The 14,220-nt window shown below is 49.2% G+C and carries 13 protein-coding genes; 12 read left to right on the top strand and 1 reads right to left on the bottom strand.

Annotation, left to right across the window (positions count from 1 at the left end; genetic code table 11):
• Nucleotides 1-214 precede the first annotated feature (214 nt).
• The 3 genes from prfA to spoIIR all read left to right on the top strand — a co-directional run bounded on the left by prfA (nt 215) and on the right by spoIIR (nt 3,035).
• Nucleotides 215-1,291 (top strand): peptide chain release factor 1, encoded by a 1,077-nt coding sequence (prfA, locus tag ODZ53_RS07480; RefSeq protein WP_015893647.1) that lies wholly within the window; start codon nt 215-217, stop codon nt 1,289-1,291.
• Nucleotides 1,275-2,165, top strand: a complete 891-nt coding sequence (gene prmC, locus ODZ53_RS07475) for a peptide chain release factor N(5)-glutamine methyltransferase (protein WP_372676512.1) — start codon at nt 1,275-1,277, stop codon at nt 2,163-2,165. Before prfA ends, prmC begins: the two co-directional genes overlap by 17 nt.
• Before the next feature lie 111 nt (nt 2,166-2,276).
• The gene (spoIIR, locus tag ODZ53_RS07470) at nt 2,277-3,035 is read left to right on the top strand and encodes a stage II sporulation protein R (RefSeq protein ID WP_372676511.1); all 759 of its coding nucleotides are present in this window, start codon (nt 2,277-2,279) and stop codon (nt 3,033-3,035) included.
• 58 nt (nt 3,036-3,093) lie between these two features.
• Here the strand turns inward: spoIIR and ODZ53_RS07465 are convergent, their stop codons facing one another.
• Nucleotides 3,094-3,891 carry a DUF3298 and DUF4163 domain-containing protein gene (locus ODZ53_RS07465; RefSeq protein WP_372676510.1) on the bottom strand — a complete coding sequence of 266 codons (798 nt, stop codon included), beginning with the start codon at nt 3,889-3,891 and terminating at the stop codon, nt 3,094-3,096.
• 230 nt (nt 3,892-4,121) lie between these two features.
• On the opposite strand from ODZ53_RS07465, the gene ODZ53_RS07460 reads away from it, so the two are divergent.
• The 9 genes from ODZ53_RS07460 (at nt 4,122) to ODZ53_RS07420 (ending at nt 14,124) form a co-directional block, all read left to right on the top strand.
• Nucleotides 4,122-5,201 carry an L-threonylcarbamoyladenylate synthase gene (locus ODZ53_RS07460; RefSeq protein ID WP_173626244.1) on the top strand — a complete coding sequence of 360 codons (1,080 nt, stop codon included), beginning with the start codon at nt 4,122-4,124 and terminating at the stop codon, nt 5,199-5,201.
• A 56-nt stretch (nt 5,202-5,257) separates the two neighbouring features.
• Nucleotides 5,258-5,818: a manganese efflux pump MntP gene (locus tag ODZ53_RS07455; protein WP_016740175.1), complete on the top strand. Its 561-nt coding sequence runs from the start codon at nt 5,258-5,260 to the stop codon at nt 5,816-5,818.
• Nucleotides 5,819-5,851: 33 nt separating this feature from the next.
• A complete protein-coding gene (locus ODZ53_RS07450; RefSeq protein ID WP_372676509.1) occupies nt 5,852-6,322 on the top strand; it encodes a low molecular weight protein arginine phosphatase in 471 nt (156 codons plus the stop codon).
• A 140-nt stretch (nt 6,323-6,462) separates the two neighbouring features.
• The gene (gene rpiB / locus ODZ53_RS07445; RefSeq protein ID WP_007725502.1) at nt 6,463-6,918 is read left to right on the top strand and encodes a ribose 5-phosphate isomerase B; all 456 of its coding nucleotides are present in this window, start codon (nt 6,463-6,465) and stop codon (nt 6,916-6,918) included.
• Nucleotides 6,919-7,488 (top strand): TIGR01440 family protein, encoded by a 570-nt coding sequence (locus ODZ53_RS07440; RefSeq protein WP_372676508.1) that lies wholly within the window; start codon nt 6,919-6,921, stop codon nt 7,486-7,488.
• A 19-nt stretch (nt 7,489-7,507) separates the two neighbouring features.
• Complete coding sequence (locus ODZ53_RS07435; RefSeq protein ID WP_199928087.1) at nt 7,508-8,758, top strand: serine hydroxymethyltransferase; 1,251 nt, start codon at nt 7,508-7,510, stop codon at nt 8,756-8,758.
• A 181-nt stretch (nt 8,759-8,939) separates the two neighbouring features.
• Nucleotides 8,940-9,569 carry a uracil phosphoribosyltransferase gene (upp, locus tag ODZ53_RS07430; RefSeq protein WP_015893638.1) on the top strand — a complete coding sequence of 210 codons (630 nt, stop codon included), beginning with the start codon at nt 8,940-8,942 and terminating at the stop codon, nt 9,567-9,569.
• An 18-nt stretch (nt 9,570-9,587) separates the two neighbouring features.
• Complete coding sequence (wecB, locus tag ODZ53_RS07425) at nt 9,588-10,736, top strand: non-hydrolyzing UDP-N-acetylglucosamine 2-epimerase (protein ID WP_015893637.1); 1,149 nt, start codon at nt 9,588-9,590, stop codon at nt 10,734-10,736.
• Nucleotides 10,737-10,959: 223 nt separating this feature from the next.
• Nucleotides 10,960-14,124, top strand: a complete 3,165-nt coding sequence (locus tag ODZ53_RS07420; protein ID WP_372676507.1) for a phosphodiester glycosidase family protein — start codon at nt 10,960-10,962, stop codon at nt 14,122-14,124.
• The last annotated feature ends 96 nt before the right edge of the window (nt 14,125-14,220 follow it).

Below are 14,220 nucleotides of genomic sequence, written 5' to 3'. Positions count from 1 at the left end.
CAAGGCTCGGCATTGCCGGGCCTGTTTGGCATCGGTAAAACATTTCCAGTTATAATGCACTTTGACTTCTTGCGCCTTTCCTCCTATAATTTATCTGTTATAACCGTTTTTATGGTAGATAGCATATTTATCGCAATTCATATCTAACATACATGCTACCAAGGCTTCGCCTGCGCCAAAAGGCAATTATTCTTTGCGATGGGGTGAAATAAAAATGTTTACACGCTTATCTGCAGTCGAAGAGCGTTTTGAAGAAGTAACCAACCTCCTATGTGACCCCGACGTCATTAGTGATACAAAACGCTTGCGAGAACTGTCTAAGGAACAATCTTCGTTGGAAGAGACGGTAACGACATACCGTGAATATAAATCAGTGGTGAGTCAAATCGATGACGCCAAAGCGATGCTGGAAGAGAAGCTGGATGACGAGATGCGTGAAATGGTCAAGCTCGAGCTCAATGAATTGTCAGCACGCAAGGAACAACTAGAAGATCGCTTGAAGATCCTGTTGCTTCCAAAAGACCCGAACGATGAGAAAAACGTGATTGTGGAAATCCGCGGTGCTGCGGGTGGCGATGAAGCTGCACTGTTTGCAGCCGTGCTTTTCCGTATGTACACACGTTTTGCGGAGCGTAACGCTTTTAAAATTGAAGTGCTGGAGGCAAGCCCAACCGATATCGGCGGATACAAGGAAATTGTCTTCTCGCTGTCTGGTCGCGGTGCTTACAGCAAAATGAAATTCGAAAGCGGTGCGCATCGTGTGCAACGTATCCCGGCTACTGAGTCCGGTGGACGCATCCATACTTCTACTGCGACTGTACTGGTTCTGCCAGAAGCAGAAGACGTGGAAGTGGAAGTACACGAAAAAGATATCCGCATCGACACGTTCTGCTCCAGTGGTGCGGGCGGTCAGAGCGTTAACACGACCAAGTCTGCGGTTCGCGTAACGCATATTCCTACAGGGATCATGGTTTCTTGTCAGGACGAGAAATCCCAGCATTCCAACAAAGACAAAGCGTTGCGTGTATTGCGTGCTCGTCTGTATGATTTCTACATGCAACAACAAAATGCGGAAGCAGATGCTACGCGCAAAAGCTTGGTGGGTACTGGTGACCGAAGCGAGCGCATCCGCACGTACAACTATCCACAAAGCCGCGTGACTGACCACCGCATCGGTCTGACCCTGCACCGACTGGAATCGGTATTGGAAGGCGAAATGGATGAAGTGATCGACAACCTGATCATGCATGAACAAACGGAGCTTTTGAAAAGCCATGCACACTCAGCTTGATTGGTCTGATGTCACGACGATTCGAGAAGCCCTATTACGGGCTTCTTCCTTTTTGCGGGAAAAAGGGACAAAGGATCCTTTGTTCGAAGCGGAGCTAATGATTCGTCATTGTCTCGACTGGGATCGGACGCGCTTCTTAATGGCGATGACGGATTCAATCGATGCAGAAACATTGGTGAAGCTGGACGGACTGTGCGTGCGCAGGGCGAATAACGAGCCATTGCAATACATGTTTGGCGAACAGGAGTTTTACGGGCGTCCTTTTACGGTGCGACCAGGCGTGCTGATCCCAAGACCGGAAACGGAAATACTGGTAGAGCAAGTGATGGCTGCCGCTACAAAGCTTTGGCCTGAGAGCGAAGAGCTAGCGGTGGTGGATATCGGCACAGGGAGCGGAGCCATCTGCATTACGCTCGCGCTAGAAAAACAGCAATGGCGGGTGACTACGGTGGACCTGTCTCCTGAGGCAACGGCAATTGCACGGGAAAATGCAAGTCGTCTTGGGGCAGATGTCCGCTTTCTACAAGGGGATTTGGTGCAGCCACTTTTGGAAGCAGGCGAAAAGGTAGACGTCCTCGTATCGAATCCACCGTATATCCCGAGTCGTGATGTCGAGGAGCTGGACGATGAGGTGCGCGTACATGAACCTCGCTTGGCTCTGGATGGCGGCGAAGATGGTCTGAATTGCTATCGTCTCCTGTGTGAGGCGCTGCCGAATCTATTGAAAGAAAGAGCGGTCGTAGCGTTTGAAGTAGGCATTTATCAGGCTGGGGATGTAGCGGCATTGATGAGGGCATCCGGTGTCATGGATGAGGTTGAGATTGTTCCAGATTTGGCGGGGATCGAGCGGGTTGTTATCGGAGTGAGACGATAGCAAGAGCTCGTCTCGCCTTTTTTACATAGGGAATGAATGTTTGAAATCGTGTGAATCCGTCCATACTGATTGCTAAAGAGAGAAGATCAGTATAGAGGGAGACGGATAACGATGAAACGGATGTTGTTAATGGCATTTAGTCTGTTTATGCTTATGATGAGCTGGGAGGGGCAGCTTACTTCGGCCAATGTGTTGGATAATGGGCCGATCCCTCAGGAATCCGTTCGCTTGCGCATTATTGCGAACAGCGATTCTGTCCAAGATCAATGGTTAAAGCGCGAAGTCAGAGATGCGATTGTCGCTCAAATGAATACGTGGGCGGACGATATCGAAACTTTGGAGGAAGCAGAGCAAATGATTCAAACACAATTGCCTGTCCTTCAACAAGTCGTGGACAAGACGGTCAAGGAACGCGGTTTTTCATACAAAGCAGTAGTCGATTTCGGTGAAGTTCCTTTTCCAACGAAGCTGTACGGCTCCTATGTGTATCCTGCGGGTAATTACCGAGCAGTCCGTGTACAAATTGGAGAGGCAAAAGGTCAAAACTGGTGGTGTGTCCTGTTCCCGCCGCTCTGCTTTATTGACATGTCCAATGGCGACGCTGTAAAAGCCGAGCCAACTCCAAAGCCGGAAGAATCTGAGCCAACGGCAGAAGCTGCATCCGAGGAAGTAGCAGTCTTACCCCTGGAAGAGAATGAAGTAGGGAATCATTCCGAAACAAAAAGAGTGGACGTTGAGCAAACAAAAGCAGAGGAAGAAGAGTCCGCAGAGGTAGAAAAAGCAGAAGAAGCAGAAAAAGTAACTGCCTCTGCTCCGGAAGTAGAAGTGCGATTTTACTTATGGGAAAAAATCGAGGGCTGGCTCTCCTAAGCCGGACATAAAAAACGACACCCGCAGCATGTGCAGGTGTCGTTTTGAATTGCCACCATTACTTTTTGAGCAAAGCCTCACGAATCTCAGGCTTCAACAGACTTTGGTAGCGATGAGCAGGGATCGCAAATTCAGGCATTCCTGCTGCATAAGCGGCAATTTCGTATTGACCAAAATGGATCATCAGGTTGCCGTCTTTAAAGGAGAAGCCTTGATCATCTCTGATGCCCTCGAATGCATCGTAAGGGTTAAAGCCATCAGCCTCAGTCTCTGCTTTGATTTGCTGTGCAATGATTTGATTGAGAATGGTACGGTAGTCATAGCCAGGATGGAACAGGTCAGCCAGCTTCAGTTGTTTTGCCTTGGCCTGATTATCGATGGTGTAATACGTAACATCTGTCATGCCATGTGCTCCGCCTGTATAAATGTATGTCTGTACGGAGAAAGAAACGAGCTTGCCGGCATTGTGTACCTCATAGGAGATGTCGAGTGCATGAGGGCGTAGCTCCCAGCCGTTCTTTTTTGCGTCTGCCGCATCTTCTTTGCCGGCTTTTTGTCCTTCTGCCAGGCCTGTTTGTGCTTCTTTCAGCAGAGTAGCGTTTAGTTTTGCTTCAAAAGCTTTATCCTTCATCCCGCTAATCACTGGGATGGATACTTTACCTTGAAATTCTTTCGTATCGACCGTAATGGTTTTTGGTGTGAACACGACACCGTTAGCTTGTGGCTTTGGCGCTTGTACAGCAGGCTTTGTGGAGGTTGCAGGTGAAGCAGGTGCTGCAAATACTGGAGCAGCGACGGCTGTTAACAATACAGCTGTGCCAAGCAGGCTGGAAGCTAAGGATTTAAAAGATGACATTTCATTCACGGTCCTTTCGATAAAGGGAAAGTTATTGTTTTGTTTTCGTGTTCATTCTACTACAAGGGGAAGACGCAGGAAGTTAAAAAAAGGTAACAATGTTCTCTTTTCCACGCTGTTCTGAAAAGTTATTCACAAGTTACCCACAGCCTGTTGAAAACTTTTTGGTGCACATCTATACTTAAGGCACTCCTTACAAAGAAACGAGCTAGAGAAAGGGTTTTTTAACGATGGAAATGAATGGTGTGACAAAAGTCTGGTCTGTGGATAACGATGTGGAAAATCAGCCTAGTTGTGCACAGATTGTGGATGCAGCCCGTTTTCTTCGAGAAGGGGCAGTTGTCGCGTTTCCCACGGAGACGGTTTACGGCTTGGGAGCGAATGCATTATCGAATGAAGCAGTGGAAAAGATATTTACAGCAAAAGGCAGACCCAGCGATAATCCGCTGATTGTACATATTGGAGCGTGGGACCAGTTATCCACAGTAGCAAGTGAGGTTCCGGAGAAAGGGAAAAAACTGATGGAGGCGTTTTGGCCTGGACCCTTGACGGTGATTTTGCCAAAAACAGATCAGGTAGCGTCGCTAGTAACGGCAGGGTTGGATTCAGTCGGCGTTCGCATGCCTGATCATCCGATTGCCTTGGCTTTGATCAAAGAAGCGGGGGTACCGATTGCGGCTCCGAGTGCCAATCGCTCAGGACGTCCGAGTCCAACGACTGCGGCGCATGTATTGGCTGACCTGGATGGACGTGTAGCGGGTGTGGTTGATGGAGGGGCAACAGGTGTTGGGGTAGAGTCTACTGTTATTGATGTGACACAGGACCCGCCCATGATTTTGCGTCCAGGTGGCATCACACGGGAGCAAATGGAACCAGTAATTGGCTATGTGGAGCTGGACCCTTCCTTTCAAGTGGGAGCAGCCGAGGCACCGCGTTCACCAGGGATGAAATATACGCATTACGCTCCTGAAGGGGAAATGTGGCTAGTATCAGGTGAGTGTGAAAAAGTACGGGCAAAAATGGAAGACATGCTGCAACAGGCGAAGCAGCACGGTCAAAAAACGGGCGTGCTGGCAACGGAAGAAACAGCTCCCTTTTGGCAAAGCCACGCATCGGTAGATGTTGTTCTCGTGGTTGGATCACAAGCGGATCTGGAAGGGGTTGCCCAACAGTTGTATGCAGTGCTGCGAGAATTCGACGATCAAGAAGTGCAGTATATTGTCGGTGAGACTTTCCCGCGAAACGGGTTGGGTATGGCCGTGATGAATCGCTTGGAAAAGGCTGCTGGAGGCCGTGTCTTGTCCGTGTAAACCTGTCCTAAACTCCCCCTCGTCCGCATAAGGTGAAGAGACGGGAGGGGAGCTGCTTGGATCAGGTGTTATTCCAATGGGGGCAATTTTTGACCTTGCTCATTATTGCTTTCGCCTTAAGTATGGATGCCTTTTCGTTAGGAATTGGCGTAGGAATGGTTGGGATTCGGTTACGAGAGATTATCAAGGTGAGTATTACCATCGGACTGTTTCATATTATGATGCCGATCATCGGGATTGTCGTTGGAGCGTACTTGTCCGATTTGGTTGGAGATATTGCCGTGTTTATTGGTGGCGGGGTCCTGATGATCATCGGCTTGCATATGCTATGGAATGGCTTCGTTCAAGGGGAACAAAAAAGTGTATGGAAGACAAAAGGGTTCGGACTCCTTCTTTTCGCATTTAGTGTCAGCCTGGATGCTTTCACCGTCGGCTTCTCGTTCGGCTTGATCGAGGTCAATAGAATTTTGGCCATCTCCCTTTTTGGAGTAATGGGTGCCACGATGTCCTACTTCGGTTTATTGTTAGGCAGGAGTGTGGGAGGGTGGCTTGGGGATTATAGCGAATTAATAGGTGGACTTATTTTGTTTGGTTTTGGGTTAAAATTTATGATATAACCGGACTAATTAATAGGTGAGGAGGAACCATACGTGAAACGGATACTTTTCGTCTGTACGGGAAATACGTGCCGAAGCCCCATGGCAGAAGCGATTTTCCGTGCGAAGTCAGACGGACAGGGGCTTGAAATACGCTCAGCTGGCGTGGCGGCATCTGCTGGTCAGGATGCTTCCTTGCACGCTAAACAAGTATTAGAAGAGCGAGGAATTGCTCACGATCATAAGGCCAGCAAGGTAGACGAAGGGTTGATCGAATGGTCTGATGTCATTTTGACGATGACGCATGGTCACAAGCGCTCGATCTTGACGTATTTCCCCTCAGCCACTGAAAAGGTGCATACCCTACAAGAGTTCGTTGGGATAGAAGGCTTTAGTGATATTGCTGATCCGTATGGGGGATCACTGATGGATTATCGCAGGTGTGCCGAAGAAATCGAAGAGTCACTGGAAAGGCTCTCATTGATGCTTAAGGACCCAGGTCTTCGTAAATCAGTGGATGAATAGGGTGCTGGTGTATAGCCAGGACCTTGTTTTTTATGAGAGTACGAACAATTTTTTAATTGCCTGATAAAAATGTTCACTTTTTACTTATTGTGTTTTGATGTATACTAGACGAAGATTATGAGACAAGCGAGGGATGACAGATGAAAGTAGCACTTGCTGCTGATCACGGTGGATACAAGCTAAAAGAGGAGATCAAGACTCTGCTGGCCTCCATGAACATCCAGACGGAAGATTTCGGCTGCACCTGCGAGGAATCGGTTGATTATCCCGATTATGCTTTGCCAGTGGCGGAAAAGGTAGCAGCGGGGGAGTTTGATCGAGGCATTCTCGTTTGCGGAACAGGTATCGGTATGTCGATCGCGGCCAACAAGGTTCCGGGTATCCGTTGTGCACTTGTGCATGATACGTTTTCCGCACGCGCTACTCGTGAGCATAACAACACCAACGTGTTGGCGATGGGTGAGCGGGTCATTGGACCGGGTCTTGCGCTTGATATCGTGAAAATTTGGTTGGAAACAGAGTTTCAAGGTGGTCGCCACGAGCGCCGCGTGGAAAAGATTTCCCAAATCGAAGCGAAGCATGCGGGAGTGAAGTAAGTGGATTTATCCGCTATCGAAAAACAAATCAGTGGCATTGTCGAAGAAGTAGCTGATATGGCAGAGCTTGCAGCCGGACAACTTATGGTGATTGGGTGCAGTACCAGCGAGGTGCTCGGGGAGCATATTGGAAAGGCTGGCAGCCAAGATGTAGCGAAAGCTCTATATCGTGGGATTCAATCTGTTGTAGGGAAGCGCGGCTTTGCAGTTGCCTTTCAATGTTGTGAACATTTGAACAGGGCTTTGGTCGTCGAGCGCGAGGTTGCATTGCGATACGGACTGGAAGAGGTCTCGGTTGTTCCCGTTCCGACCGCTGGAGGTTCTATGGCTGCGCATGCGTTTACACAGTTCACGGATGCAGCTGTTGTAGAGCAAATTCGGGCGCATGCAGGCATAGATATCGGCCATACGCTTATTGGCATGCATCTGAAGCATGTGGCAGTACCGGTGCGTCCGACACAGCGTCTCGTTGGACAAGCACATGTTACGGCAGCGCGCACACGTCCCAAGCTGATTGGCGGACCGCGTGCCGTGTATGAGAAGACACCACCAAATGAAAGCTGCACGTAAAAGAGGAGGAGAAACTACTATGCTAGATTTTTTGCGTAAACAAGACCCGCAAGTAATGGAAGCCGTTCAACTGGAGCTCGGAAGACAGCGCGACAAGATTGAGCTGATTGCTTCTGAAAACTTCGTAAGCCGCGCAGTTATGGAAGCAATGGGCACCGTTTTGACAAACAAATACGCAGAAGGATACCCAGGTCGCCGCTATTACGGTGGTTGCGAGTATGTGGATATCGTGGAAAACATCGCTCGTGACCGCGTAAAAGAAATTTTTGGCGCTGAGCATGCAAACGTACAACCACACTCTGGTGCGCAGGCGAACATGGCTGTATACTTCACGATTCTTCAGCCTGGCGACACCGTACTGGGAATGAACCTGTCCCACGGTGGTCACTTGACGCATGGTAGTGCAGTAAACTTCTCCGGTACTCTGTACAATTTCGTTGACTACGGTGTAGACGAAGATACTCACCTGATCAACTATGAAGATGTTCGTGCAAAAGCATTGGAGCACAAGCCAAAGCTGATCGTTGCTGGTGCGAGTGCCTATCCGCGTACGATTGATTTTGCTAAGTTCCGTGAGATTGCGGATGAAGTGGGCGCGTACTTCATGGTGGACATGGCGCACATCGCTGGTCTGGTTGCGGCAGGTCTGCATCCAAACCCAGTACCGCACGCGCATTTCGTTACTTCTACGACGCACAAGACTCTGCGTGGACCACGTGGCGGTTTGATTTTGTGCAAGGAAGAGTTCGCGAAAGGCATCGACAAATCCGTGTTCCCAGGTGTTCAAGGTGGTCCGTTGATGCACGTCATCGCAGCAAAAGCGGTTGCCTTCGGCGAAAACCTGCAACCAGAATTCAAGGATTATGCAACTCGCATCATCAAGAATGCACGTGCGTTTGCTGAGGCACTGACTGCTGAAGGTTTGACGCTTGTTTCCGGCGGAACGGATAACCACCTCGTATTGGTTGATGTAAGCAAAATCGGACTGACAGGTAAAGTAGCTGAGCATCTGTTGGACGAAGTAAGCATTACTACGAACAAAAATACGATTCCTTACGATACACAAAGCCCGTTTGTTACAAGCGGTGTGCGCATGGGTACGCCAGCAGTGACAAGCCGCGGTTTTGATGAGGAAGCAATGAAAGAAGTAGCAGCGATTATCGCTCTGACATTGAAAAATCCAGAGGATGCTGCGAAACACGAGGAAGCACGCCAACGTGTGGCAGCTTTGTGCCAACGTTTCCCGATGTATGAAGGCTTGAATATCTAAGGTAAGGCTACGTGAAGCAGACCCGGTGGAAAATTTTCTATACGGGTCTGCTTTTTTTTACTTCGCGGCTGTAGTTAGGGATCGAGCATGAGAAAAAGTACGAAGATTAGGCAAATTGACTGAGCCACTCTCACCAGCTATTATAGAAAGGATGTATTGATAGGGAAACGGAGGAAATGACATGAGCCGTGTATATGTGTTTGACCATCCGCTGATTCAGCATAAAGTTACGTATATTCGTGACAAGAATACAGGGACCAAGGAATTTCGCGAGCTGGTAGATGAAGTGACTACTCTGATGGGCTATGAAATTACCCGTGATATGCCTTTGGAGGAAATCACTATCGAAACGCCAGTGGCTACCTGTCAGTCGAATGTAATCGCTGGTAAAAAAGTAGGGTTGGTACCGATTCTGCGTGCTGGTCTTGGTATGGTGGATGGCCTGATGAGGCTGATCCCTGCTGCCAAAGTAGGACACGTAGGTCTTTACCGTGATCCGGAAACCTTACAGCCTATTGAGTATTATGTGAAGCTGCCATCCGATGTTGCTGAGCGTGAGTTGATCGTAACTGACCCGATGCTGGCGACTGGTGGCTCTGCTGTTGCCGCTCTTACTGCTTTGAAAAAACGTGGAGCGAAAAACTTGAAACTGATGTGCCTCATCGCTGCTCCAGAAGGTATCAAGCTAGTTCAGGACGAGCATCCTGATGTAGATATTTACGTAGCGGCTGTTGATGAATATTTAAACGACCATGGATACATCGTGCCAGGCTTGGGCGATGCGGGTGACCGCTTGTACGGCACGAAGTAGTCGGAGAGGGAAAAACGGATGAAAACTGTAAAAGTAATGACGGTATTCGGCACACGTCCAGAAGCGATCAAAATGGCACCGCTTGTCCATGAATTGAACAAGTACAGCGAGCAAATCGAATCTGTCGTTTGCGTGACGGCCCAACATCGTCAAATGCTCGATCAGGTTTTGGACATTTTTGATATTCAACCAGACATTGATTTGAACATTATGAAGGATCGCCAAACTCTGGTGGGCGTGACCACTCGCGCATTGGAGAGCCTGGATGAAACAATGAAGGAAGTAAAACCGGACATCGTCCTCGTACACGGGGATACGACAACCACTTTTGTGGCGAGTCTGGCTGCTTTTTATAATCAAGTTGCGATTGGCCACGTGGAAGCGGGCTTGCGCACATGGGACAAGTACTCGCCGTTCCCGGAAGAGATGAACCGTCAGTTGACAGGTGTAATGGCTGACCTTCATTTCTCTCCGACCAATGGATCGGCTGACAATCTTCGTCGCGAAGCAAAGCCGGAAAAGAGCATCTACGTGACAGGAAACACAGCGATTGACGCGTTGAAAACAACGGTTCGCGAGGATTACACGCATCCGGTGCTTGATCGCGTAGCTGGTCAGAAGCTGGTGCTGATGACGGCACACCGCCGCGAAAATTTGGGCGAGCCAATGCGCCGTATTTTCCGTGCAGTTCGAAGACTGGTGGATGAGCATCCCGAGATTTCTGTTGTGTATCCGGTTCACTTGAATCCTGCTGTACAAGAAGTGGCGCAGGAGATTCTCGGAAACCATGATCGCATTTCATTGATCGAACCATTGGATGCCCTTGATTTCCACAACTTCGCTCGTCGTTCCCATCTCATCCTAACCGATTCCGGCGGGGTACAGGAGGAAGCGCCGTCTCTTGGCGTACCAGTCCTGGTTCTGCGCGATACGACAGAACGTCCTGAGGGGATTGAAGCAGGCACGTTGAAGCTCGTGGGAACCGACGAAGAGCAAGTGTATGCAATGGCAAAAGAATTGCTGACCAACCAAGCGGCTTACGATGCAATGGCGCATGCTGTCAACCCATATGGGGATGGCGAGGCTTCCCGCCGTATTGTAGAAGCAATCCTCTATCATTTTGGTTTGCGGGCTGAACAACCAGAGCCGTTTCAACCAGGTCAGTAACATACAGCTAGTAAAACCCGCCAGGTTCCGTTCATCAAAACTGGGCGGGTTTCTTGTTGTAGAGGGATATTTTTGTTTTCTATGACTGACGATTTGGTATGTTTTTCTAATAGAGAATCGAGAGAATTGGCGAAACTATCCATGACCTTTTGCGTCTAATATTTAGTTGCTTAGCTTAGATGGTAGAAAGACAGAGTTTGGAATTCGGAGAGGAGTTATCAACATGAGAGCGCAAAGGATAGTGACGCTGCTCACGGCTACGACCATGGCCTGGGGAGCTTTTGTTCCGTTTGTGCCGTTTGCGACCAATGTCGCACACGCCAGAGCGGAGACAAGTGCATTGAATATGATGTGGCAAACCCCAATTGGTGAGGGGACCACTTTGCAGAAATATACGAAATCATTTGCCAATCAAGTAGTCACGATCATGGTAACCAAGGTTGATTTGAACAATCCTTATGTTGAGGTCAAACCGGTATACGGAACGAAAGGCAAGCTGACAGACAGGCAGACGGTTACCCAAATGGCGCGGGAAACCGGAGCTGTAGCAGCGATCAATGCCGACTTTTTTAACATGTCCAAGCGGGGAGCGCCATTTGGTATTGTCATGAAAGACGATGAACTGATTTCTTCCATGGGTTTGGTCTCCTACTGGTACGCACTGGGCTTGACCGGAGACAAGATGGCCATCGTCGACAAGTTTGGGTTTGGTGGCAAGGTTACTGCTCCTAATGGCGCTACCTATTCGATTCAGGGTGTCAACAAGGAAGAGTACAACCCGAGTGATTCACGAAAAAGTCACCAGAACCAACTGAACGTCTATACCCCTTCCTTTGGCAAAACCAGCTTGGGGACGATACCGGGCTACAAAGATGTCGTCGAGATTTTGTTTGTAGACAATGTAGCCAAAGAAGTTCGTGTGAATCAACCAGGCGTATACATACCTTACAACGGCTATGTCCTTTGGGGACATGGAGCAGCAGGAGCATTCCTCAAACAAAACTTCCCTGTCGGCGCTACTGCAGCGGTTGAGTACCAAACGACACCACAGACACTCAACCTAAAGCAAGCGGTAGGCGGCAATGTGATTTTGGTTGATCAAGGGAAAGCGCTCACTTCCTTTCAAGCGGACAAGTCTATCATCAACAAGACGGCACGCACATCGGTCGGAGTTTCCCAGGACGGGAAGACCTTGTACATGGTCACGATCGATGCGAGCCAAGGCGTTTATTTGGACGAGCTGGCAAAAATCATGGCGGAGCTCGGTTCTTATCGGGCTGTAAACTTTGACGGTGGTGGCTCTACGACTATGGCAGCCCGCATGCTGGGTGAGACACATGCGAATCTGGCGAATAAGCCAAGCGGCGGTGCTGAGCGTCGAGTGCCTACTGGATTGGCCGTATACAATACGGCACCTGCTGGAGAATTGAGAGGCTTCCAAATCGATGTACCGGCAGATGTGCTTATCGGACAATCTATCCCGCTCAGCGCATCCAAAGGTTATGATGTGCATTTCCAACCGTATACGATCAATGCAGGCGATGTGAGCTGGGATGCTAGTCAGTCTGAAGCAGGAACCGTAAATGGTAAGCAATTCACACCAGCTCGCTCCGGCAAAATCACATTGACTGCGAGATTGGGCAATGTGACGCAAAATAAAGACATTCAAGTCATTTCCGGCATCGATGTGCAGCAAATCATCGTTTCCCCGAATCCGATTACGATTGCACCGGGACAATCCATTAATCTTGATGTCAAAATCAAAACGAAAAAGGGCTCTACCGTACAAGCGACGCCACTTAGCGTAAAAGCGAGTGTCGATTCTTCTGTAGCGACGATTAACGACAATCTGCAATTGGTAGCAGGCAATGAGCCGGGCAACGGAAACCTGACGATTACGTATGATGGCGTGGCAACAACCGTACCATTTGCCGTTGGACAATTCGAGCAGCCATGGCTCACCTTCGATAATCAGGCAGGCATGTACCATGCGGCAAATCCGTCTAGCATCAGTTCGGCTGGTTCGTTCGCGCTCGTCTCCGATCAGACGTTCCGCACGAAAAAAGCAGCGAAGCTAGTGTACAACTTCTCTGGAGCACCAGCGAACAACATGCGAATTTCGTACGGTATGCTGGGGGCAAACCCTGTGACGATTCCTGGCAAGCCGCTCGGATTGGGCTTATGGGTCAATGGGGACAACAGCGGACATTGGCTCCGTGCAGAAGCAATTGATGCAAACGGCAAGTCGGTCTACGTCGATCTGGCAAAAGAGATCAATTGGACAGGCTGGAAGCAAGTGAAAGGCTACTTCCCGAGCAATGTTGCCTATCCATTGCATCTGAAGAGTGTGTATGTAGTTGACCAAGCCAACGATGGCATTACACACGATAAAGGAACACTGTACTTCGACGAATTCTCGCTCCTCTTGGGCAACAAGACAGGTCAACCGAGCGATGTGGCCGTTGTCCCTGAACTGCCAGGCAGCATGTCACTCGGAGCGGAGCTTGATCTCCATTACTCCTTAGAAAATACCGCATCTTATCTGGATAGTGCACTGATTGATGTGGAGTCGATCGTGACCCAGCCGATGCCAGGATATGTACCTGCTGATTACTCGTTTACGATTAAGCCGGGCGAACTAAAAGCAGGACAAGAGGACGCAATTTCAACCTCGTCGATTCAGTTGACCTTGGCACCGAAGCAATGGCTCGCAGGAAAAGGCGTTGGACTCTTGTACGTAAACCAAGTAAACAATACGTTGGATCCGCTTCTTGGAACCATGAATGCTCAAGGTCAGTGGGTATATGAAGTCAATAGCTACGGCAAGTACATTCCGTACTACCTGGACAATGCAGGCACGAGCAGCGTTGGATTTACAGATATCACGAAGCATCCAGCCAAGGCAGAAATCACCTACATGGCGGAAAAGGGTTACGTGAAGGGTTTGACGGAGACGACGTTTGGCCCAGAGGTTTCCCTGACAAGAGCACAGTTCGTCACCCTGCTCGCGCGCTCTTTTGAATGGGAGCTCCCTTCCTCACCAAAACTGAAATTCAAGGATAAGGTGCCTTCCTATGCGCAAGGTGCCGTACAGGTTGCCGTTTCCAAAGGTCTGGTGAAAGGGTATAACGATAATACCTTCCGTCCGGATCAGCCAGTGACTCGCGCAGAGGCCGCAGTCATTCTCGATCGTCTTGTGAATAAAAAGGGAGCGACGAAAAAGGTCTCCGATAAAGGAACCTGGCCTTCCTGGGCATCGACATCCATCAACAACATGGTTGGACTTGGTCTGATTGATCCAGTTGGAGGAAATTATCAGCCAAATAAACCGACGACGAGAGCAGTGTGTGTCGTTGCACTGTATCGCATTCTGCATCAAGCTAAATAGAATCCGAATATAAAAAGGTCAAGCTTCTCTAACGAAGAGGAGCTTGACTTTTTTTGTCGCCTTCCTGAGTTTTAGAAGGTATCGATGAACGGACAA

Origin of the sequence: Brevibacillus sp. BD137, from assembly GCF_041644655.1 — a bacterium.
GTDB lineage: Bacteria > Bacillota > Bacilli > Brevibacillales > Brevibacillaceae > Brevibacillus > Brevibacillus brevis_D.
Note: the sequence above shows the minus strand (reverse complement) of the source record. Positions and strands in the feature narration are given on the sequence as shown.